This window comes from Pseudomonadota bacterium (assembly GCA_027624715.1).
GTDB lineage: Bacteria > Pseudomonadota > Gammaproteobacteria > Burkholderiales > Eutrophovitaceae > Eutrophovita.
Genome location: JAQBTV010000007.1, coordinates 59712 through 80836, shown reverse-complemented (window position 1 = coordinate 80836; position 21125 = coordinate 59712). Strand labels below are relative to the sequence as shown.

Annotated in this window: 18 protein-coding genes; 9 read left to right on the top strand and 9 right to left on the bottom strand. The window is 45.5% G+C overall.

What is annotated here, in order from left to right; translation table 11 throughout:
• Window positions 1-61 precede the first annotated feature (61 nt).
• The 3 genes from O3A65_06230 to O3A65_06220 all read right to left on the bottom strand — a co-directional run bounded on the left by O3A65_06230 (window position 62) and on the right by O3A65_06220 (window position 5008).
• Complete coding sequence (locus tag O3A65_06230) at window positions 62-2902, bottom strand: valine--tRNA ligase (GenBank protein MDA1332068.1); 2841 nt, start codon at window positions 2900-2902, stop codon at window positions 62-64.
• Between the two features lie 185 nt (window positions 2903-3087).
• Window positions 3088-3501, bottom strand: a complete 414-nt coding sequence (locus tag O3A65_06225; protein MDA1332067.1) for a DNA polymerase III subunit chi — start codon at window positions 3499-3501, stop codon at window positions 3088-3090.
• 22 nt (window positions 3502-3523) lie between these two features.
• Complete coding sequence (locus tag O3A65_06220) at window positions 3524-5008, bottom strand: leucyl aminopeptidase (protein ID MDA1332066.1); 1485 nt, start codon at window positions 5006-5008, stop codon at window positions 3524-3526.
• Between the two features lie 79 nt (window positions 5009-5087).
• Between O3A65_06220 and lptF the strand changes: the two genes are divergently transcribed.
• Together lptF and lptG are read left to right on the top strand one after the other, a co-directional pair.
• A complete protein-coding gene (gene lptF, locus O3A65_06215) occupies window positions 5088-6179 on the top strand; it encodes an LPS export ABC transporter permease LptF (protein ID MDA1332065.1) in 1092 nt (363 codons plus the stop codon).
• Entirely contained in the window at window positions 6143-7255 is a 1113-nt protein-coding gene (gene lptG / locus O3A65_06210; GenBank protein ID MDA1332064.1) for an LPS export ABC transporter permease LptG, read from the top strand. Before lptF ends, lptG begins: the two co-directional genes overlap by 37 nt.
• 6 nt (window positions 7256-7261) lie before the next feature.
• Here lptG and O3A65_06205 read toward each other — a convergent pair whose 3' ends face one another.
• Entirely contained in the window at window positions 7262-7720 is a 459-nt protein-coding gene (locus tag O3A65_06205) for an RDD family protein (protein MDA1332063.1), read from the bottom strand.
• Window positions 7721-7826: 106 nt separating this feature from the next.
• Between O3A65_06205 and O3A65_06200 the strand changes: the two genes are divergently transcribed.
• The 6 genes from O3A65_06200 to xth all read left to right on the top strand — a co-directional run bounded on the left by O3A65_06200 (window position 7827) and on the right by xth (window position 13435).
• Window positions 7827-8393 carry a YqgE/AlgH family protein gene (locus O3A65_06200; GenBank protein MDA1332062.1) on the top strand — a complete coding sequence of 189 codons (567 nt, stop codon included), beginning with the start codon at window positions 7827-7829 and terminating at the stop codon, window positions 8391-8393.
• 53 nt (window positions 8394-8446) lie between these two features.
• Window positions 8447-8875, top strand: coding sequence for a Holliday junction resolvase RuvX (gene ruvX, locus O3A65_06195; GenBank protein MDA1332061.1), 429 nt, complete (start codon window positions 8447-8449; stop codon window positions 8873-8875).
• A 95-nt stretch (window positions 8876-8970) separates the two neighbouring features.
• On the top strand, window positions 8971-9264 hold the full coding sequence (locus O3A65_06190) for a hypothetical protein (protein MDA1332060.1): 294 nt from the start codon (window positions 8971-8973) through the stop codon (window positions 9262-9264).
• A gap of 124 nt (window positions 9265-9388) precedes the next feature.
• Window positions 9389-10318 (top strand): aspartate carbamoyltransferase catalytic subunit, encoded by a 930-nt coding sequence (locus tag O3A65_06185; protein MDA1332059.1) that lies wholly within the window; start codon window positions 9389-9391, stop codon window positions 10316-10318.
• A 246-nt stretch (window positions 10319-10564) separates the two neighbouring features.
• Window positions 10565-12622 carry a M3 family metallopeptidase gene (locus O3A65_06180; protein ID MDA1332058.1) on the top strand — a complete coding sequence of 686 codons (2058 nt, stop codon included), beginning with the start codon at window positions 10565-10567 and terminating at the stop codon, window positions 12620-12622.
• 45 nt (window positions 12623-12667) lie between these two features.
• Window positions 12668-13435, top strand: coding sequence for an exodeoxyribonuclease III (gene xth, locus O3A65_06175; GenBank protein ID MDA1332057.1), 768 nt, complete (start codon window positions 12668-12670; stop codon window positions 13433-13435).
• Window positions 13436-13480: 45 nt separating this feature from the next.
• Here xth and ntrC read toward each other — a convergent pair whose 3' ends face one another.
• From ntrC to glnA, 3 genes are all read right to left on the bottom strand, one after another.
• Entirely contained in the window at window positions 13481-14881 is a 1401-nt protein-coding gene (gene ntrC, locus O3A65_06170; GenBank protein ID MDA1332056.1) for a nitrogen regulation protein NR(I), read from the bottom strand.
• On the bottom strand, window positions 14874-15962 hold the full coding sequence (glnL, locus tag O3A65_06165; GenBank protein ID MDA1332055.1) for a nitrogen regulation protein NR(II): 1089 nt from the start codon (window positions 15960-15962) through the stop codon (window positions 14874-14876). Before glnL ends, ntrC begins: the two co-directional genes overlap by 8 nt.
• Window positions 15963-16074: 112 nt before the next feature.
• Window positions 16075-17487: a type I glutamate--ammonia ligase gene (gene glnA, locus O3A65_06160; GenBank protein ID MDA1332054.1), complete on the bottom strand. Its 1413-nt coding sequence runs from the start codon at window positions 17485-17487 to the stop codon at window positions 16075-16077.
• Window positions 17488-17719: 232 nt separating this feature from the next.
• Here glnA and O3A65_06155 point away from each other — a divergent pair, with 232 nt between their 5' ends.
• Window positions 17720-18169, top strand: a complete 450-nt coding sequence (locus O3A65_06155; protein MDA1332053.1) for a rhodanese-like domain-containing protein — start codon at window positions 17720-17722, stop codon at window positions 18167-18169.
• A 26-nt stretch (window positions 18170-18195) separates the two neighbouring features.
• On the opposite strand, the gene O3A65_06150 is transcribed toward O3A65_06155, so the two are convergent.
• Together O3A65_06150 and thiC are read right to left on the bottom strand one after the other, a co-directional pair.
• Window positions 18196-19011 (bottom strand): undecaprenyl-diphosphate phosphatase, encoded by an 816-nt coding sequence (locus O3A65_06150; GenBank protein MDA1332052.1) that lies wholly within the window; start codon window positions 19009-19011, stop codon window positions 18196-18198.
• Between the two features lie 86 nt (window positions 19012-19097).
• Complete coding sequence (gene thiC / locus O3A65_06145; protein ID MDA1332051.1) at window positions 19098-20972, bottom strand: phosphomethylpyrimidine synthase ThiC; 1875 nt, start codon at window positions 20970-20972, stop codon at window positions 19098-19100.
• Window positions 20973-21125: the final 153 nt, after the last annotated feature.

The window sequence follows — 21125 nt, the reverse complement described above, 5'->3', positions numbered from 1 at the left end:
CTCTTTTTTTTTGTGCCCGATTTATCGTGTTGCGATTACTCTGAGAGTTTTGAGTAGGGTCTTAAAATTTTTCAAGTTGTCGTTCGAATTGTTTGAGCTTCATTTGGTTTCGTTCGACTTGGTCCCGCACTTGCTGCACCACCTTGGCGGGTGCTTTTTGCACAAACGTCTCGTTCTCGAGTTTTTGTTGATCTCGTTCGAGTTCGCCGGTCAGTCGTTCTATCTCACCCAGTATTTTTTTGCGTTCTTGCTCTGGGTCAATCTCCAAATGCACCATTAAGGCGTAGCCGTCGATATTGGCCATGGGGCTGTCTTGCTCGGGCAGATGATCTCCAGTTAACCGTACCTCACGAGACTTTGTGAGCACTTGAATGACGGCTTGCCACTTGTGAAGGAACTCGCCCTCACCTGCAATCGAGAGCGGCAAACGTTCCGACGGACCGATGCCCAGTTCGGCTTTGAGTGCGCGACAGGAGGTGACGATGTTTTTGAGTGTCTCAAGTTCTTGATCAGCTTGGGTATCAATCGATTTGTGTGCTTTCGGGTAAGCGCTCACCATCACGCTCTTCCCAGGCAGTCCTGCCACAGGGGCGACTTTTTGCCACAGCTCCTCGGTGATGAACGGAATAATGGGGTGCGCCATCCGGAGTGATTTTTCAAGGGTTCGGATGAGCGTTCTGCGTGTTGCCCTTTGTTGTGCCGCGTCCCCCATTTTCATTTGTATTTTCGCGATTTCCAGATACCAGTCGCAGAATTCGTCCCATACGAATTGATAAATAGCACTGGCCGCCATATCGAAGCGATAGTCTTCAAAGCCTTTATTGACTTTAATGAGTGTTCGTTCAAATTCGTTTGATATCCAGCGGTCTGCCGCTGAGAAATTGAGGTACTCCCCCGACTCACACGCCTCAGGCCCGTGTGGGTCTAATCCGCAGTCTTCCCCCTCCATATTCATGAGTACGAATCGGGACGCATTCCAAAGTTTATTACAAAAATTACGATAGCCTTCGCAACGATTCAGATCAAAATTTAGGGTTCTTGCGAACGTTGCCAGCGATGCAAATGTGAATCGTAGCGAATCGGCTCCAAACGATGGGATTCCTTTTGGAAAGTTCTTGCGTAGGTACCTTTCAATTTTTTCTTGGTGCTCTGCGAGCAGGAGGCTCTGTGTTGATTTGTGAACAAGTGACTCTATGTCGATGCCATCTAATAGGTCTAACGGGTCGATGGTGTTGCCCTTGGACTTGGACATTTTTTGTCCGTCGGCATCGCGCACTAAGGCGTTGATGTATACGTCTTTGAATGGAACATGCCCGGTGAAGTGCAACGTCATCATGATCATTCGGGCGACCCAAAAGAAAATGATATCGAAGCCAGTCACCAACACATTTGAGGGTAGGTAACGAGCTAAATCTTCTGTTTGTTGTGGCCACCCCAGAGCGCTAAATGGCACGAGCGCTGAGGAAAACCACGTGTCGAGCACGTCTTCATCACGACGCAGTTCGCCACGGTAGCCCTTGTTTTTAGCTTGAGTGAGCGCTTCCGCCTCATTGCGTGCGACATAAGCGTTACCATCTGAGTCGTACCATGCCGGTATTTGATGTCCCCACCACAGTTGTCGCGAGATACACCAATCCTGAATATTCTCTAACCAATGATTGTAGGTAGACGTCCAGTGGTCAGGGTGGAATCGAATGTCTCCATCATGAACGGCTTTGAGTGCTTGATCGGCTAAACCTTTAGTTTTGACGAACCATTGGTCGGTGAGCATCGGCTCGACGATTTCTCCCGTGCGGCCCGACTTCGGCACATTCAGTGTGTGGTTTTTTTCGCCAATGAGTTGCCCAGTGCCTCTGAGTTCTTGAAGAATTAATTGTCGCGCCTCTAGTCGATCTAGATTTTGGAACCTTGGTGGCACGTGTTCGTTCAGTGTTCCGTCTAGATTAAGGATATTGATTGGTGTGAAGTCATGCCGCTCGCCAACACTGAAGTCATTAAAGTCGTGAGCCGGGGTGATCTTCACGCAGCCCGTTCCAAAGTCGGCATCGACATAGTCATCAGCAATGATCGGAATGTGTCGACCGCAAAGTGGAACAATGACTTCTTGTCCAATCAACGCGGTATACCGATCGTCCGATGGGTTTACTGCAATGGCTACGTCCCCGAGCATAGTTTCTGGTCGAGTTGTCGCTACGACAATGCTAAATGTCCCATCTTGACTGGGATACTCGATCTCCCATATTTTGCCGTTTGTCTCAATATTGTCGACTTCCAGATCTGAGACAGCTGTTTGGAGTTTAGGGTCCCAATTGACGAGGCGATTCCCCTTATATATAAGTCCTTCTTCGTACAATCGAACGAATACCTCAATGACCGCTTCGGACATGTGTGTGTCCATGGTGAAGTAGCCTGACTTCAGTCCATCTGAGTCGGCATATTCCCAGTTTGCCGATGAGCCCAGTCGACGCATTTGATTGGTGATGGTCGAGCCAGATTGTTGTTTCCATCGCCAGACTTCTTCCAGAAATGCTTCTCGTCCGAGTTCGGCACGCTTTTGACCCGTGAGTGCGAGTTGTCGCTCAACAACGAGTTGGGTGGCGATCCCCGCATGATCTGTGCCGACGACCCAGTTTGTTTTTTTACCGTGCATACGGTGGTAACGAATAAGACTATCCATCAGTGTTTGTTGAAACGCATGACCCATGTGCAGGGTTCCTGTGACGTTCGGAGGAGGAAGTTGTATGCAGTAGGCGGGTGCGTCAGTGTTACTACCCAAGAACGAATCATCTTTGAAGAATCCATGTTGTTCCCACGTTTTGTACCAATAGTCTTCGATCGACTTTGGATCAAAAGTTTTCGCGAGCTCGGTCGGGGTCACTGCGGAATTAGATTTGGTCGACATGGTTAAAGCTTTTTTTACGTTTTAAGTTGCTAAATTTAAGGATCCATCGTAACACTAATTTTAGGATGATCCATTCGCTCTAAAGAGGCGTCGCGCGTACTAAAAAAGCAGATTGAAAAGCCTTCTTGTTTGATTCCAGTATTTTGTTTTTGGTGGCCTGAAAGTTAGATTTTTTTGATATCAAACTACATTTTATGTACTTTTATATCGTATCCGCGATCTCGGTACCATTTGAAGCGACCCCGTGCACTCTCGATAGAGGGTGTCTGTTTGGTGACAATTTCCACTAAGCGCTTAAAGGAGCTGAACTGACTGGGTGTGTTCGCAGTCAGATTGATCAAAATATCCAAGTGCGAGCTGGCGTTGTCATGTCGTAACTCGAGTGATGTGAACTCGTTGGTCACGGCATCATCACCTTGCGTATGCGGAATAAATTGAGTGGGCTGATTCGACCAAAGATACTCAGAGACCATTTTAGAGTGGGCTGCATCTCGGGTAGCAATACACGCTTTTCGTTGCACCTTCAGTGTCCTTTCGGCGAGCCGTGTGACAAATGATAATTCCTCAGTCACTTCTGTATAAAAGATGATCTCAGTCATAGGCGTGCACGTTTGAATCGACTCATTGTGATGACGCACGGTTCAAAAGAAACTCACACAGTAGCGGCACAGGCCTACCCGTTGCGCCTTTCTCTTTGCCCGATACCCAGGCGGTTCCGGCAATGTCAAGGTGAGCCCATGGGTAGCTGGTTGCAAATTGCGCCAGGAAACATGCTGCCGTAATGCTCCCCGCCTCTCTGCCACCAATATTCGCTAAATCTGCAAAATTACTACTCAGCAACTTGGTGTAGTCATCCCATATTGGCATGCGCCATACGCGATCCCAAGAGGTAGTGCCTGCCTGACTGATTTCGTTGGCCAGCTCATCGTTGTTGCTGAAGAGCCCCGACGCGACTTTACCGAGCGAGATGATGCACGCTCCCGTTAAGGTCGCCACGTCAATGGCAGCCGCTGGGCGCAGTTTTTCTGCATAGGTTAACGCATCACACAACACAAGCCGACCTTCAGCATCAGTGTTGAGTATCTCTATTGTTTTTCCAGACATGGTAGTGACCACATCTCCAGGGCGTGTAGCGGTGCCACTTGGCATATTCTCTGCCGCAGCGATGAGCCCAACAACGTTAATGGGTAATTTCATTTCTGAAACAGCAAGAAGCGTTCCGATGACACTCGCAGCGCCACACATGTCGTATTTCATTTCATCCATCTCACTTGATGGTTTGAGCGATATGCCTCCGGTATCGAAGGTGATGCCCTTACCTACCAGCACGATGGGAGCGTCTTTTTTCTTGCCACCCGAGTAGGCGGCATGGATCAGCTTTGCCGGCTCTTTGCTGCCTTGAGATACGGATAAGAGAGCGCCCATGCCGAGCTTTTTCATGTCAGTTTCAGACAAGCATTTGACCGAAAATTTATTTAGTTTACCCAATTTGATAGTGGTTTCAGCAAGAAATGTAGGGGTGCATACATTGGCTGGTAGATTGCCAAGGTCCTTTGCTAAGTTCATCCCTCTTCCTATGGCGCTACCTTGCGCGAGGTACATCCGGTCAGCCGAGTGACTGCCTTCAACGGATATAGAGACTTGAGCAGGCGAGCCTGCCGGTAATGTACCATCGAGAACTGTTTTTCTGAGTTGATATTTGTAGTCAACGCTTGTTCCAATGGAAGCTGTTTGACGAATCATCCATGCCCTACTCACGCCACGCGCTTTGAGTTCAGGCAGATACAGGGTGATCTCCCTTTCTCCTGTTGACCGTATTTTCACAAACATATTTTGAATGGTTCGTATGAACTCTACTTTGCATTCGTTACTTCCGAGTCCAATGACTAATATTGTTTTGGATTTAGTCCCTGGCAGATTGGTGAGCTCTAAGCTTTCACCTACCTTTCCTGAGAACCTCCTGGCTTTAAGGTTTTGCAGTAACGTCCCACGGCTCGCTGTGTTGATGGTTTTCGCTGCTCGCGTAAGTGATTGGTTCTCGAACACCCCAATGACGATATAGGAGCCGATTGTTTCCGGAGATTTAGAGGTTATGCTAAAGTTCATCGATTAATTCCTTCTTTTGTAAGATAAGAGCTACCAGTCTCGCCGCATGAGTGCTCTGCTAGGGTGATCTAACCTTGATATGTCAATTTTTTATAGGAGTATTGTAAAAGAATATTTGGTCACATGGGCCGTCATTTTCGTTGGGCTATTGTTGATTGTATTTGCTACCCAATTGGTCCGATACCTTGGATACGCGGCGGACGGTTCTATCCCCTCTAGGTCGGTGTTGTTGTTACTATCTCTTGGCAGTATTAAAAATCTACCCATTTTGTGCTCGTTGAGTATTGTTTTGTCGGTCACGTTAAGTTTGAGTAGATGGTACCGTGATTCAGAGATGGTGATCTGGGTGTCATCCGGCAAATCCATCGCATCTTGGGTACTGCCGACTTTGGTATTTGTCACGCCTATTGCCATTCTCATTGCGGCATTAAGTTTATACATCGCGCCATGGGCCAAACAACGCTTGGATGCAGAGAGGAGAGCGCTCGAAGTGAACGACGATATATCGACGCTTTCGTCAGGCGTGTTTCATGAGTTGAACAGGGGTTCGACCGTCTTTTTCGCTGATGGCCTTGATTCGAGCGGTCAGACGTTGAGTGATATTTTTATTTTTGATCGGAATAGTGATGAGGTGTCAGTGACCACTGCAAGTCGTGGCTGGCAAGAGGAATCTAAAAAAGGTGGCAATTACTTATTGGTTCAGGATGGCTACCAATATACCGAGTTCAATAAATCTCAGGAATTTCAAGTTACTCAATTTGCAAAGTATGGCTTGAGAATGGATAAGGTGCCTTCGAAAGAAACCTATGTTCAATTGAGTGGAAGATCAACGATGTCCTTAATCGAAGAGGCTTCACCGCATAGTTACTCCGAGCTGACAGCGCGCATCAGCTTGCCCTTTAGCGCGATATTGTTGGCACTCATTAGTATCCCCATTTCGTTCGTGAATAATCGAGGCGGTCGTTCATACAGTGTGGCTGTTGGTGTTTTATTATTCCTTTTTTATAAAAACGTACTGGGTATTGTGCAAACTCAGGTGTATCAATCAAGCTGGTCTGTGTGGATGGGAGTCATCCTGCCACACTTGGTTGTCTTGACCGTTTTTATCCTGCTGCTTGCCATTCGCACTCGCGCATGGAGAACGTTCTTTGTACCGATGAGGGCTGCGTGAGGACGCTTCGAAAATACGTCATTGCGGAGACGCTTATTGGTATTGCGTCAGTTTTGGGCTTGTTTGTAGCGCTATTTTTCATATTCGATCTCCTTCAGGCTATTTCCGATAGGGATCAATTATCTGTAGGGCTTGGAATGATGGCATTTCAATCGGTATTAGAAATTCCATCCTGGGTTTATGAGTTAGCGCCACTTTCCGCGCTCACGGGGTCGCTTATTGTGCTGGCTCGATTTTCTGCCAACTCGGAATATGTAGTGATGCGTAGCTCGGGGATGTCGCTGAAAAGTTTGGCGTTAATCCTTTCGGTTGTTGCATTGATCGCGTCCTTTATAACGCTTATGGTTGGTGAGTTTATGGTCCCCTCGGCAAAAAAAATGCTCCAGACGGTTAATGTGCAGTCTGGATCAGACCATCGCGTGATCGCACAGACCTTTCGTTCCGGACATTGGATTAAAGATCGAGACCGCATTATTAATATTGCGAGGTTGACTAAAGATTTTGAGTTGTACGGCATTTTGATTTTTGAATTGAATGCTTCGGACCGCGCAGTTAAGCGTATCATAGAAGCCTCGAGTGGGGCGATAAACGAAGAAACGTGGGATCTTCGCGATGTTCGTGTGACGGATGTCTATAGGGATCGACTGGTTCGGTCAGAGCACTCAGCCATGAATTTAAACACACTCATTAACTCTCAAACTCTTAATTCTCTGTTGGCTGGAGAGAGCAACCTGACGTACCTTGAGTTAGTGAGTTACATTAGGTATTTAGAGAAAAATGGTGAGGAGGTCTATCGCTATAAATCCGTTCAGTGGTCTAAGATTAGCCATTTAGTTACCGTTTTTTTGTTAGTTTTGATTGTTCCAACGTTTATCGGTTTTGAGGGCCGCGGGAGAAACTCAGGGTTTTGGATTTTTATAGGGACAGCCTCTGGTATTGGCCTTTATTTTATGAATCAATTACTGAAATCAATGGGTACAATTGGGCGTTGGCATCCGGCAACGTACACCTTTGTCCCCATTGTCGTGATATTGATTATAGCTTACTGGCTCGTCGCAAATCGCGAGAGACAATAACCTTCCTTAACTGAGACAGTACTTTTCTTTGTCTGTCACTACAATTAGGGTGCCAAGTATTTTGTCTTGGGGTAATTGAGCGTCTTTGGCGACCAACAGCAGAGCTGGGCCGATGAGGGATACATTAAATATAATGGATAAAACCATTCTTTTGGCAGCGCTTGCTACAGTAATTGTTGCCCCTGTTCCGCTCATGAGTTTGAGTCCCCAGGATTTTTGGGCAAGGCTTTGCCCTGATGTGGTCCAGCACAGCATGTAATATGCCGAGACGCCCAAAAGTATGGCTGTCCCTATGATGGCTCTTAGCAGGATTAAGTGTATTGATCCAAGGATCGCAGTTGTGATAAATCCGATTGTGAATGTTAGGGCTACGGAGGTGATGCACTCATACCCCAGTGATCCCAGTTGCCTTCCCCTAGAGGGAGTTTGAATTCGATTGTCTTGAGTTTTTGGTGATCTGAACATTTGTTTGAGTATTAGGGCGCTTATATGACGTTCTATTCTATTTCACTGATTGTATCGCGCCAGCGCGCGACGTAAAAATAAATAATCGGGTAGAATAAGTTCTTGAATGATTCAAACTGATTTCACCAATCATTTCCTTATCGCCATGCCAAGCATGGTAGACCCTTATTTCTCCTCTTCAATTGTTTATATATGTCAGCATGATGATCATGGGGCGTTCGGGTTAATTGTAAATAAGCCTATAGATACGGATGTCGGTGGTTTGTTTGCGAAGCTTGGTATCAGCATGAAATATCATACCCTTGGAAACCAAGGTGTGCTTTTTGGTGGCCCCGTCGATTCGGATCGTGGCTTCGTAGTTCATCATTATTCTCGTGATTGGCGCTCGACCTTAAGGGTGACTGAGCATCTTGCCGTGACGACCTCGGTGGATATTTTAGAAGATCTAGGTGCGGGAGAGTGGGGGCGTGATAGTGATGTGCTCATATCTCTGGGTTGCTGCGGCTGGTCCCCAGGGCAATTGGAGGGTGAGATAAAGATGAATGACTGGTTGATGGTTCCCGCTGATCCGACCTTAATGTTTCAAGTGCCCGTTGAGAAAAGGTATGAGCGTGCGCTCTTGCTGCTTGGGGTTAGCGCTGATCAGATTTGCATGATTTCTGGGAATGTTTAAGGTGCCGTATTTTAACGTTCCATCACTCAACCCCTTGTCTGAATATGAGTAATATGTTTTTAGCGTTTGATTATGGCCAACGACGCGTTGGTGTTGCGGTGGGAGATGCTTCTATTGGTATTGCTCATCCGGTTAAGACCATTACTTATAAAACGTCGCGAATATTGATGAGCGAAATCGAATGTATTGTGAATGAATGGGAGCCAGCAGCGCTGGTTGTGGGGATGCCTCGGCATGAACAGGATAAACCTCATCCTTTAGAGAAGAGAGTCAATCGCTTTTGTAAGACACTCGAATCTCGATTCAAGCTTGTGGTGCATGTGATTGACGAAAGTTACACTTCCTTTGAGGCGGATCAGTTCCTTGTCACCAACAAGTTTGGTTGGGAGAAAAGAAAGAAGGTGATTGATATGGTCGCGGCCCAATTGATTCTCGAGGATTTTTTCTATACTTTCTTAAACGAGGCTAAGATTCTTGCTTGATGCAAAAACCCTCTCTGACTCGCTTTTTCGGCAAGTAAGGTCGGCGCTCGACGAGCATAAGATTTTTAATCAGAATATATGCTAGAGGTTTGGTGGTGCTTGATTATCTTATCAAGTGGTTAGATATTGATGTGGTAGCCGCTTCCGTGGGTATTATTTTCTATCGGGATAATTTTGAGATTAGAGGTTTAGCAAAAAGCAAACAAAGCACATCGATTGATGTGGATATAAATGGACGGCGCTTAATTATGGTGGATGATGTTGTGCATTCAGGCAGGACCGCTCGGACCGCCTTCAATGAGCTCTTGATTTTGGCTGGCTGCAGACGGTGCGATTGGCTGTTTTGGTTGATTAAGGAAGGTGCGAATTGGCCATCGAGCTCCAATTAATTAGGGAGGTTGTGGAGATTCCGAAAGAACAACAAATTGAAGTCCGATTGGATGAAAGTGGGGGAGGCTTATAATTGATGTTGATTAACCGTATTGGATCTGCTTCGTGAACGATAGTATACAAATGAATGCTAACGGAACGCTTCGGCATCTACTGTCGCTGGAAAATTTACCTCGAGAAGTCATCACTGAGGTTCTTGACCGCGCAGAATCTTTTCTCTCCGTTGGGAATCGTAAGGCAAAGAAAGTACCTATATTGCTTGGAAGGTCCGTATTCAATCTATTTTTTGAAAATAGTACGCGGACTCGTACTACTTTTGAAATAGCGGCCAAAAGACTTTCGGCAGACGTTGTTAATTTAGATATCGCAACATCGTCGCAAAGTAAGGGCGAGAGTCTGCGTGATTTAATTGATAACTTGGTCGCCATGCAGGCTGATATGTTTGTGGTCCGTCATTCTCAAAGTGACGCGGTACATATGATTGCGGAGCGTGTGCCTGAGGGAGTGCACGTCATCAATGCAGGGGCTGGGAGCCATTCACACCCCACACAAGGACTGCTCGATGCATTTACGATTAGACATTTTAAAAATAATTTTAGCAATTTAAAGGTTGTGATTATTGGAGATGTTCTTCACTCTCGTGTCGCTCGGTCGCAAATTCATGTGCTTAAAGCACTTGGTGTCCGAGAGGTTCGGGTTGCTGGTCCCAAGACGTTAGTGCCGGAGACTATGGCAACAATGGGGGTAACGGTTTATAACGACGTCGAGTTGGCTCTAGATGGAGTAGATGTGGTCACGGTATTGCGGCTTCAAAACGAGCGTATGGTGACTTCAATGGTTCCTAGTACTCAAGATTTTTACCAAAATTACGGTTTGACTAAAAGGCGTTTGGCTCTGGCTGATCCAGAAGCTATTGTGATGCACCCGGGCCCCATTAATCGTGGCGTGGAGATCGCATCAGAAGTTGCTGATGGGGTGCAGTCCGTCATTCTTCATCAGGTCACCTTCGGCATCGCAGTTCGGATGGCTGTGATGTCTTTGTTGGTTGATTAGCGATTAAAAGGCTTTATTAAAAGTGGTCGGTATTTCGATCTATTGTGGCAATCGGCGAAAGTGGTAATGTGTCTATTACTGATGACAACATCATAACTATTCACAATTCGGCGTAGTTTAGTGGCGTCAAAATAATCGAGTGTTGGTTACGCTTACACGTATCGTGGCGGGAAACTAATTTACGTTTTAGGTAACTAACACACTTCTTTTTAGACTTATCTAAATTATTAAATAGGTGGGATCGCTATGATTCAAAACAATCCGCTCTGCGATTTTAGAGGCTTACCCAGATTCTCAGAATTTCAGGTGGAGAACATTAAGCCCGCTATCGATTATCTACTGAATCAGGCAGAAAAAGTTATTGAAGAGGTTTCTATGCGGCAGGAGAGCACTTGGGAAAATGCAGTAGATCCTGTCATGATGAACATGGACCGGCTTAGAAGAGCTTGGGGTCAGGTTGGACATCTGAATTCGGTTGTTAGTTCTGCTCCATTGAGGTCTGTGTTTAATGAACTGTTACCTAAAGTTACTGAGTTTTATTCTCGATTGTCTCAAAATAAAAAAATATACCAATGTTTTAAGGATGTTTATGCTGCTGGGCAGAATCAATTCCTGAGCCAGGAGCGGAAAAGGTACCTGCAGAATGAGCTCAGAGATTATCGATTGAGTGGTGTCGATCTGCTTGAGCATGAACAAAATCGATATCAAGAGTTATCGAAAAAACTTGCATTGTTATCAGCGAAATTCAGCGATAATGTTCTGGATGCTACCGATGACTATGTTCTCAATGTTGAAGAATATAAAAGATTAGAAGGGCTGCCAGACGCAATACTTTTTGAGGCTAAGGCGAGAGCCACTTCTTTAGATCAACCGGGGTGGTCATTTACGCTAAAGGCGCCTTGCTGGATCCCGTTCATGGAGAGCTGTACTGACCGCAATCTTCGGGAGCAGATGTACCATGCATACGTGACCAGAGCGTCAGAATATGGTAAGAAAGCGTTTGATAATTCAAGAATAATCGTCGACATTCTGAGTGCCCGTCACGAAAAAGCCAAGCTGCTAGGGCTTGATAGTTTTGCTCACTTATCATTTGCGACCAAAATGGCGGCTGAGCCACAACGCGCATTAGATTTAATGGCGGAATTGTCTGATATGGCCCGTGATCGTGCTGTGTCCGAATTCGAAATGCTCAGTGATTATGCGTTGTCCCGCTTAGGTATGCGTGACTTAATGCCATGGGATATAAGTTTTGTTGCACAAAAAATAAAAGAAGAGCGGTATTCATTTAAAGATGAAGATTTAAGGCAGTACTTCCCTTTGAGAAAGGTCATGTTGGGCTTGTTTGACTTATTAGGTAGCCTATACGGTATTTCTGTGTTGGTTGAGAAAAAAAAAGCATGGGACCCAAACGTTCAATTGTTTGCTGTTAACGATCAAGCTGGAAATTTAATTGGATATTTCTACATGGATCTATTTGCCAGAGATGGCAAGCGACCAGGTGCGTGGATGGACGACGCAATCGGACGATGGAAGACGGAACGCCATACGCAACTGCCAGTAGCCTATCTCGTGTGTAATTTCCCATCACCCGGTCCTGCGGCATTGGATGTTTATTTAAGTCATGGGGAAGTTGAAACTTTATTCCATGAGTGTGGACATGTCATGCACCACCTGCTGACTAAAGTTGATGAAGTAGGCATTTCGGGTATTAATGGAGTGGAGTGGGATGCGGTCGAGTTACCCAGCCAATTTATGGAAAATTTTTGTTGGCACTGGAGCATTATTAAAAAGATCTCGATTGATGCTTCAGGGCAAGGGCATATGCCAGAGAGTCTTTTTAAGAAGATGGTTGAAGCGAAAAATTTTATGAGTGGAATACAAACGCTGCGTCAGGTTGAGTTTGCGGTGTTTGACCTGCGGATTCATCTGGGTGCGCCACCAGAAAGTCCGGAAGCAGTGATGGGCCTGCTTGAGGATATTCGTAAAGATCTTTCAGTGATCCCCGTTCCTGCATACAACCGATTTCCACATAGCTTCTCTCATATATTCGCCGGAGGCTACGCTGCTGGTTATTACAGTTATAAGTGGGCTGAGGTTCTCTCTGCGGATGCGTTTAGTCTGTTTCAGGAGAAATCGATGTCTTTCTCTGATATTGGCGCGAGATTCTTGAACGAAGTGATTTCTCAGGGTGGGCTTAGATCTTCTTTAGAAAACTTTATAAAGTTTCGAGGTAGAGAGCCAACGATTGACGCGCTACTTCAGCACACTGGTTTGTCGGAGGGTGGACACGCCCCCGTATATTAGGTGTGATTCTAAATTATCCATGTTGATGAATAGAAGGTTTGAGTTATGGGTTTAGTAACGTGGAATGTGAATTCTTTAAAAGTAAGACTGCCTCATCTTCAAACCTTATTGCAAAAACATGCTCCTAGTGTTGTGTGCCTGCAGGAAACGAAGACGGAGGATCAAAAGTTTCCCAAAGAGGATATTGAACAACTTGGTTATTCAGTTATTTATCATGGGCAGAAGACCTATAACGGAGTGGCGATACTCTCCCTTAAAAAAATGTCTGATATGCGTATTGGCATCCCTGGCTTTCACGATGATCAAGCTCGGGTCATAGCGGCAACAAGTGCTGATGGAGTCCGAGTGATTAATGTTTACGTACCTAACGGAGAATCCATCGAATCCGCAAAGTTTCAATATAAACTCAATTGGCTGCGTGCATTCGTTGACCAAGTGCGACGAGAGGTAGAGTTATATTCCTCAATTGCAATTTTAGGAGATTTTAATATTGCGCCTAAAGAGAATGATGTTTATGACGCAGAGGCTTTTCGTGAGAGGGTGTTGTGCACGACGCAGGAGCGAGATTTATTCCAAGAGCTTTTAAGTCTAGGTTTTAACGATGGCCTCGATGGGTTTTTGGACGGGAAAGAGAGATTCACGTGGTGGGATTATCGAATGAATGCGTTTAAGCGGAAGCTTGGCTTGAGGATTGATCACATATTAATGTCGGAAAATACGCGGCAGAAATGTGTTTCAGTTGAGGTACTTAAGTCATTCAGAAAATTAGAGCGACCATCTGACCATGCGCCGGTTATCGCCAATTTCAACTAATGGTTCAAGTGTATAACGATAGATGTTGTACCCGATGAGTTAGGACTATTTTTTGTCGTATGAAAGATCAAGCTCTGATATTTTACGGGTGATTGTGTTTCGTCCAATACCCAGTAAATTAGCTGCCTCTATCTTGCGGCCAGAAGTAAATTTGAGCGATCTTGAGATCAGTGTTTTTTCAAAGGTTTGTGAAAGCGCCTCATAGACTCCGATTGAACCGTTACGCAAGAGATTATCGACTTCTCTTCCCAATAATTGATGCCATCCCTCTTTGATATCCTCTGTTTTGTCAATTTCTTGTGTGAAGTCTTTGGGAAGATCAATTACATCTACTGATGTGCCTGGTGCCATAATGCTTACCCAGTGGCAGAGATTCTCAAGCTGACGTACATTCCCATTCCAAGATTTAGTCTGCAAATAAGCCAATGCCTCTCCGGTAAATACCTTTCTTGCTACATTCAGTTTTAAGGCATTTCTTTCCAAGAAAAAATCTGCAAGTAAGGGGATATCTTCATATCTATCTCTTAGCGGAGGTACTTTTACCCTAATGACATTAAGTCGGTGATAAAGATCTTCTCGAAAAAGGCCTTCTGCCACTCTTTGTTCCAAGTTTTGGTGTGTCGCTGCGAGAACTCGGACATTAGCTTTTAGAGGTTCATGACCTCCGACGCGGTAGTAGTGTCCATCCGACAGAACCCTAAGTAGCCTGGTTTGTAGTTCTGCAGGCATATCGCCTATTTCATCGAGAAACAGCGTGCCTGCCGCTGCTTGTTCAAAACGTCCTTTTCGGGTTGTTTGTGCCCCGGTGAATGAGCCGCGTTCGTGTCCAAACAATTCAGATTCCAGTAGCTCTTTCGGTATGGATGCCGTGTTAATGGCGACAAAAGGTTTGTTGCTTCTTTTGCTGTGTTGATGCAGGGCTTGAGCAATTAACTCTTTCCCAGTGCCTGATTCTCCAGTAATGAGAACCGTTGCGTCTGTCTGCGACAATCGCCCGATTGTCCGATAGACGTCTTGCATAGATTTTGCTTGGCCCAGTAGGCCATTGGGGTTCGCCACATTTTCCGGAGCGGACGTCTGTTCATTGCTCCTCTTGAGAGCTCGTCTGATGAGTTCCACTGCCGCATCAATATCAAACGGTTTAGCAAGGTATTCGAATGCCCCTCTTTGAAAGGCTGCAACCGCACTATCTAGGTCTGAGTGTGCGGTCATAATGATGGTTGGTACATTCGGTAATTTTTTATTAATGTCATTCAAAAGATCTAAGCCGCTATTGCCACCCATCCGAATATCGCTGACGACTACCGAAGGTTTTTCTACACTTAGCGCGGTACTCGCTTCTTCAGCCGATGAAAATAAGCGAAAATCAATATCTTCTCTAACTAATGTTTTTTCGAAGACCCATCGAATAGATTCGTCGTCGTCTACAATCCAAACCTTAGCCATTCGTATGTTCTCCTACATTTTTGTTGGGTTTTATCGGGATATGAACCGTGAAGCATGTATCCCCGGGTTGTGATTTCACATCAATGGTCCCACTATGGTGACTGATAAAAGTTTGTGACAATGACAAACCTAAGCCGCTACCGTCGTTTCTTCCGGAAATAAGTGGGAAAAATATTTTGTCTATTAACGATTGAGGTATTCCAGGACCATTGTCAGAAATTTCTATCAACAGTCCTAATTTAAAAAATTGATTCGCTAACGTTACGCGCCGGGAAACCCTTGTTTTAATCTTAATGAGACCTTGACCACGCAGCGCTTGCGCCGCATTGCGCGCAATGTTTAAAAGCGATTGTGTGATCTGTTGGTAATCGCCAAATAGACTGGGTAGGCTCAGGTCATAGTCCCGCTCTATCCGGAGTCCCGAAGAGTATTCGGCAAGGATTACGGAGCGCACTCGTTCGAGTACCTCATGAACATTAAACTCCGTCATTTGAGGCATTTTGTGTGGCGTTAGTAATCGGTCGAGTAAGTTTTTTAGCCGATCAGCCTCTTTTATGATCACAGAAGTATATTCGTGAAGGTCTTCTCGATCTAATTCGCGATCGAGAAGTTGCGCTGCCCCCCGAATGGCACCGAGCGGGTTTTTGATTTCGTGAGCTAAGTTTCTTATTAACTCTCTGCTGCGGTTTGTTTCTAAAATGATGCGTTGTTCGCGAGCAATTTTGATCTGCCGCGATGGACAGAAAAATTCGATTAGAAAGTCATGTTCGTTGAAATCTTCTAAAGGAGTTACAGTAAAAGATAGCTCAATCTTTTTTTCGTCGTGAATTTGAAATGTAATCTCATGTTGAATGTAACTGCAGCGAAATTTTCGTGTATGTTCAATGCCAATCAGTAATGCGCTTGGATTTAAAAAAATCTTTTTTAGTGGCGATCGCTCAGCGCTCTTCCTGCTCACGTCGAGGAGATGCTCCGCCGCAGGATTTATATAGCTGATGGAATTGTGTTTGTCTATGAGTACCACTGCCGCAGAGAGGAGTTCCAGCCCAGGAAAAGGAGAAAATTCGTTAACCGCGTTCATCTTGAGCGCGAATACTATAGGGTGATGACATTTCTCTTTTATATTTCATGTTTTACGCGCAGGAGAAAAAACACTGCGACAGTCTTAAGTCGCAGCATTTTAATTATTAAGCTTAGGAGCTGTAATACATGTCGAATTCAACAGGATGTGGTGTCATATTTAATCGATTGACCTCTCCCATCTTGAGCTCAATGTAGGCATCAATCATGTCGTTAGACATTACGCTACCCTTGGTAAGGAACGCTCGATCATCACTCAGCGCTTTGAGCGCTTGCTCAAGTGAGCCGCAAACTGTTGGGATTTTGGATAGCTCTTCTCGGGTCATGGTGTAGAGATCTTGATCCACTGGGTCACCTGGGTGTATTTTATTTTCGATACCATCTAGGCCCGCCATCAGTAACGCGGTAAACGCTAAGTATGGGTTTGCCATAGCATCTGGAAAGCGTACTTCAATCCTGCGTCCTTTGTCATTGGCGACATGAGGGATGCGGATGGCGGCGGATCGGTTGCGCGCCGAGTAGGCTAGATTCACTGGCGCCTCAAAACCAGGCACTAATCGCTTGTAAGAGTTCGTACTCGGATTTGTAATAGCATTCAAGGCCTGAGCGTGTTTGATGATGCCGCCGATGTAATATAGGGCGGTTTCTGAAAGCCCCGCATATTTACCACCTGCAAACAAATTTTTTCCGTCTTTCCACACGGATTGGTGTACATGCATTCCACTGCCGTTGTCACCCACTACAGGTTTCGGCATAAAGGTTGCTGTCTTTCCATAAGAGTGAGCTGTGTTCCAGATGGTGTATTTTAGGATTTGGGTCCAGTCGGCTCGTTTCACAAGCGTATTGAATTTGGTTCCAATTTCGCATTGACCAGCAGCGGCGACTTCGTGGTGGTGCACTTCGACTTCCACGCCTTGGGCTTCAAGCGCGAGACATATGGCATTCCTCAAGTCCTGTAATGAATCGACTGGCGCTACAGGAAAGTAACCCCCTTTTGTTTTAGATCGATGCCCGAGGTTTCCACCTTCCATTTCCAGCCCAGAGGACCACGGTGCCTCTTCAGAATTAATTTTTACAAAGCTTCCGCCCGCACTGATATCCCAGGTGATACTGTCAAATATAAAAAACTCTGGCTCAGGTCCGAAATAGGCGGTGTCACCAATGCCGCTGGACTGAAGATAGGCTTCCGCTCTTTTTGCAATTGACCTGGGGTCGCGATCGTATCCCTTTCTATCTGACGGCTCGATAACATCACAACTGATGTTTAAAACAGGCTCATCTGTAAAGGGATCAATGCGTGCCGAATCCGGATCCGGCAGCAGCAACATATCGGAAGCTTGAATGCCTTTCCAGCCTGAAATGGATGAGCCATCAAAGGCGTGTCCATCTACAAATTGACCCTTGCCGAACTGGCTAGTGGGTACTGACACGTGTTGTTCTTTGCCGTGAGTATCCGTAAAACGAAGATCAACGAATTTGACATCATTGTCAGCGATTATCTTCAGTACATCAGAGGGTGATGCCATTTTATTCTCCTAAAGCTTAAAATTATTGAAATATTTGAGCAAGACTGAGTGTATTACTTCACCCCTATTTGATGCATAAACTATGCCAGGCTATACTAACCATAGTTTCTAGGGCAATATATCCTGTCGGATCTTTCAAGGACGATATTTTCGCACTATTTTAGTGCGAAAAAACGTTTCACGCACTTAAATAGCGCTACTTAGCGTGGTGCGGGTATGGAATTGTATGAAAATGGACCTTAATGCAGTGATCGATGCTATCAAAATGCGGGGAATGAGCTCGAGTTTGGGCTATTTTGGTGCATCAACACCACTGGAAACTCAATTTATTCTTGAAAATGAATCGTCCGCATACGTTGTGGATGTTCGAACCAGAGCGGAATGGGCGTACGTCGGTGTTGTTCCTGATTCGATTCAGATTGAGTGGCAGTCTTTTCCAGCTGGCGAAATAAATGAAGCCTTTTTAACCCAACTCCAGAAAACTGTTCCGACCGATGCCTATGTTATGTTTCTGTGTCGCAGTGGTGCTAGATCGCATGCCGCAGCATCTTTGGCGGCTAGTGTGGGCTACACAAAGGCCATAAATATTCTTGACGGATTTGAGGGGGATAAAGACTCTTCTGGACACCGTGGAACCGTTGCTGGTTGGAAGTTTTGCGGCCTACCCTGGCTTCAAGGTTAATGCATCCCTAAGGAAAGGCGTCTACTTTAGACTGATGGCCATGTTATGAGCCCCGACTTCCAGGTGAGAAGAATGATTACGCCAAAAATTATTCTGTAGTACCCAAAGGGCGCGAAACTGTGTTTTGACACGAAGTTAATGAGGATTTTGATTGTCAGTAGTGCTGTGATGAAGGCTACGCAAAATCCCATGGAGAGTGCTGGTAGCGCGGAGGCTGTTAACAGTTCTGGGTGTTGCGTTAGATCAAAAATTGTAGCTGCGAACATCGTTGGAATCGCCAGCAGGAAAGAAAATAATGTAGCGGTTTTTCTGGACAACCCGATGGTCAGTCCACCAATAATCGTCGCTCCCGATCGAGAGACTCCAGGAAAGATCGCCAGTGCCTGAAAAAAGCCAATTTTTATTGCCTGGGTGACAGTTATATCGTCTACCGCAACTTCAATAGGTGTTTTATTTTTATGTTCTACCCAAATGATAATAACACCACCCAAAATTAGTGCACAGGACACAGAGATTGGCGAGAACAAATAGGTTTTAATTAGATCGTGAAACATCAGTCCAATGCAAGCTGTGGGCATAAATGCTGCAGCGATTTTGGCGACGAAACTATCCCATTTTTTGTGGGGCAACTCTCTCGCGGCATTGCCGATTGTTAATCGTTGATGCCAACAAACGGCGAGAATGGCGCCTAATTGTATGACTACAAGAAAGGCTTTTACTTCAGCGCCGTTGAAAGAAAGAAGACTCGATGCAATGATTAAATGTCCCGTGCTGGATATGGGTAGGAACTCAGTTAACCCCTCCAGTATTCCGATCAAGATAATGTTGAGTGTATTTTCCATGTACAGCTTGGTTCAAAGTATTTGAATCGAGTGGCGCCAATGTAATTATCCAGTAGGCAGTTTTTGAGGCGGTATTTCTCCTCAGATTAAGCTTTTTTATAAAGCTCACTTCCTGACTCGATAAATTCCTTTGATTTTTGCTTCATCCCCTCAGCTACTTGTTGATTGGCATAGTCCCTTACATCCTGAGAGATTTTCATCGAGCAAAAATGAGGACCGCACATCGAGCAGAAGTGGGCTAGCTTCGCCCCTTCCTGGGGAAGCGTCTGATCGTGGAAGTCTTTAGCTTTCTCGGGATCCAGTCCTAGATTGAATTGGTCCTCCCATCGAAACTCGAATCGCGCTTTTGACAAGGCGTTGTCTCGCATCTGGGCTCCTGGATGTCCTTTCGCGAGGTCTGCGGCATGAGCCGCAAGTTTATAAGCCATGATGCCTTCTTTGACATCGTTTTTATCAGGAAGACCAAGGTGTTCCTTTGGCGTAACATAACAAAGCATGGCAGTTCCATACCAGCCTATCATGGCAGCGCCTATCGCTGATGTGATGTGGTCATGACCCGGTGCAATGTCTGTCGTCAACGGTCCTAGTGTATAAAATGGTGCTTCGCCACAATGTTTGAGTTGAAGATCCATATTCTCTTTAATCATGTGCATCGGAACGTGCCCAGGACCCTCGATCATAACTTGGCAGTCATGCTTCCAAGCGATTTGCGTGAGTTCGCCTAAAGTTTTGAGTTCAGCGAACTGAGCCTCATCATTCGCGTCATAAATTGATCCCGGACGTAACCCATCCCCAAGACTAAATGCCACATCGTAAGCTTTCATGATCCCGCAGATGTCTTCAAAATGTTCATACAAGAAGCTCTCTTGATGATGTGCTAAGCACCATTTAGCCATAATTGAGCCACCGCGCGATACGATGCCCGTCATCCTGTTTGCCGTCATTGGAATAAATGGAAGGCGTACCCCTGCATGGATGGTGAAGTAATCAACACCTTGTTCGGCTTGTTCGATTAAAGTGTCTTTAAAAATCTCCCAGGAAAGTTCCTCTGCTTTACCATCAACTTTTTCTAGGGCTTGATAAATAGGCACTGTACCGATGGGTACGGGTGAATTTCGTACTATCCACTCTCGTGTTTCATGAATATGTTTTCCTGTTGAAAGATCCATAACTGTGTCGCCACCCCAACGGGTAGACCAAGTCATTTTTTCAACCTCTTCTTGTATCCCGGAGGAAACTGCAGAATTACCAATATTGGCATTTATTTTTACAAGGAAATTGCGACCGATGATCATTGGTTCTGTCTCGGGGTGGTTGATGTTGGCAGGAATGATGGCCCTCCCGACAGCGACCTCTTGCCTGACGAATTCTGGCGTTATGCTCGATTGAATGTTGGCTCCGAAGGATTCCCCGGGATGTTGCTTTTCAATGAGCGCGCGGTGTGACTCCGACAGTCGGGATAAATATTTTTCTTTTTGCAGGTTCTCTCGTATAGCCACGAACTCCATTTCAGGCGTGATGATGCCTCGGCGAGCATAGTGCATTTGGGTAACATTTTTGCCTGCCTGAGCTCGGCGTGGTTGTCTATGTAATTTAAATCGAAGTGCGGCTAGTTTCGGGTCATTGAGTCTTAGTATGCCGTATTCGGAAGTGGGGCCATTGAGTGTTTCGGTATCCTCTCTTGATTCGATCCAGCGCTTGCGTAACTCGGGCAAGCCTTCCTGAATGTTAATTTTTACTTCAGGGTCGGTATAAGGGCCCGACGTATCGTAAATAAAGATAGGGGGGTTTTCTTCATTACCCTTGACTCCGGCCGTGGATGACTGTCTCACTTCTCGCATTGGCACGTGAATGTCGTCGGTCGATCCGGCCACATACACTTTCCTAGAATTAGGAAAGGAAGACGTCGAGGCTTGGTCAATTTGGGCCTCTGAGTTGAGAAAATTAGGGTTAGCGTTCATTCAAAACTCCTTAAGCCGGAAAGGCAATTGCAAAAAAATAACGTATGCTGATAGGACAGTATAGTGCAGACTTGTGAGTATGAGTTGGACTTGTAATTTGACCGATTATTAAGAGGTGAGATATTACTCAAAAGTCCAATTATTTATCGAGAG

Coding starts and splice junctions, on each gene's coding strand:
- O3A65_06230 (MDA1332068.1), bottom strand. CDS start 2,902: ATGTCGACCAAATCTAATTCCGCAGTGACCCCGACCGAGCTCGCGAAA.
- O3A65_06225 (MDA1332067.1), bottom strand. CDS start 3,501: ATGACTGAGATCATCTTTTATACAGAAGTGACTGAGGAATTATCATTT.
- O3A65_06220 (MDA1332066.1), bottom strand. CDS start 5,008: ATGAACTTTAGCATAACCTCTAAATCTCCGGAAACAATCGGCTCCTAT.
- lptF (MDA1332065.1), top strand. CDS start 5,088: ATGTCAATTTTTTATAGGAGTATTGTAAAAGAATATTTGGTCACATGG.
- lptG (MDA1332064.1), top strand. CDS start 6,143: ATGGAGAACGTTCTTTGTACCGATGAGGGCTGCGTGAGGACGCTTCGA.
- O3A65_06205 (MDA1332063.1), bottom strand. CDS start 7,720: ATGTTCAGATCACCAAAAACTCAAGACAATCGAATTCAAACTCCCTCT.
- O3A65_06200 (MDA1332062.1), top strand. CDS start 7,827: ATGATTCAAACTGATTTCACCAATCATTTCCTTATCGCCATGCCAAGC.
- ruvX (MDA1332061.1), top strand. CDS start 8,447: ATGTTTTTAGCGTTTGATTATGGCCAACGACGCGTTGGTGTTGCGGTG.
- O3A65_06185 (MDA1332059.1), top strand. CDS start 9,389: ATGAATGCTAACGGAACGCTTCGGCATCTACTGTCGCTGGAAAATTTA.
- O3A65_06180 (MDA1332058.1), top strand. CDS start 10,565: ATGATTCAAAACAATCCGCTCTGCGATTTTAGAGGCTTACCCAGATTC.
- xth (MDA1332057.1), top strand. CDS start 12,668: ATGGGTTTAGTAACGTGGAATGTGAATTCTTTAAAAGTAAGACTGCCT.
- ntrC (MDA1332056.1), bottom strand. CDS start 14,881: ATGGCTAAGGTTTGGATTGTAGACGACGACGAATCTATTCGATGGGTC.
- glnL (MDA1332055.1), bottom strand. CDS start 15,962: ATGAACGCGGTTAACGAATTTTCTCCTTTTCCTGGGCTGGAACTCCTC.
- glnA (MDA1332054.1), bottom strand. CDS start 17,487: ATGGCATCACCCTCTGATGTACTGAAGATAATCGCTGACAATGATGTC.
- O3A65_06155 (MDA1332053.1), top strand. CDS start 17,720: ATGGACCTTAATGCAGTGATCGATGCTATCAAAATGCGGGGAATGAGC.
- O3A65_06150 (MDA1332052.1), bottom strand. CDS start 19,011: ATGGAAAATACACTCAACATTATCTTGATCGGAATACTGGAGGGGTTA.
- thiC (MDA1332051.1), bottom strand. CDS start 20,972: ATGAACGCTAACCCTAATTTTCTCAACTCAGAGGCCCAAATTGACCAA.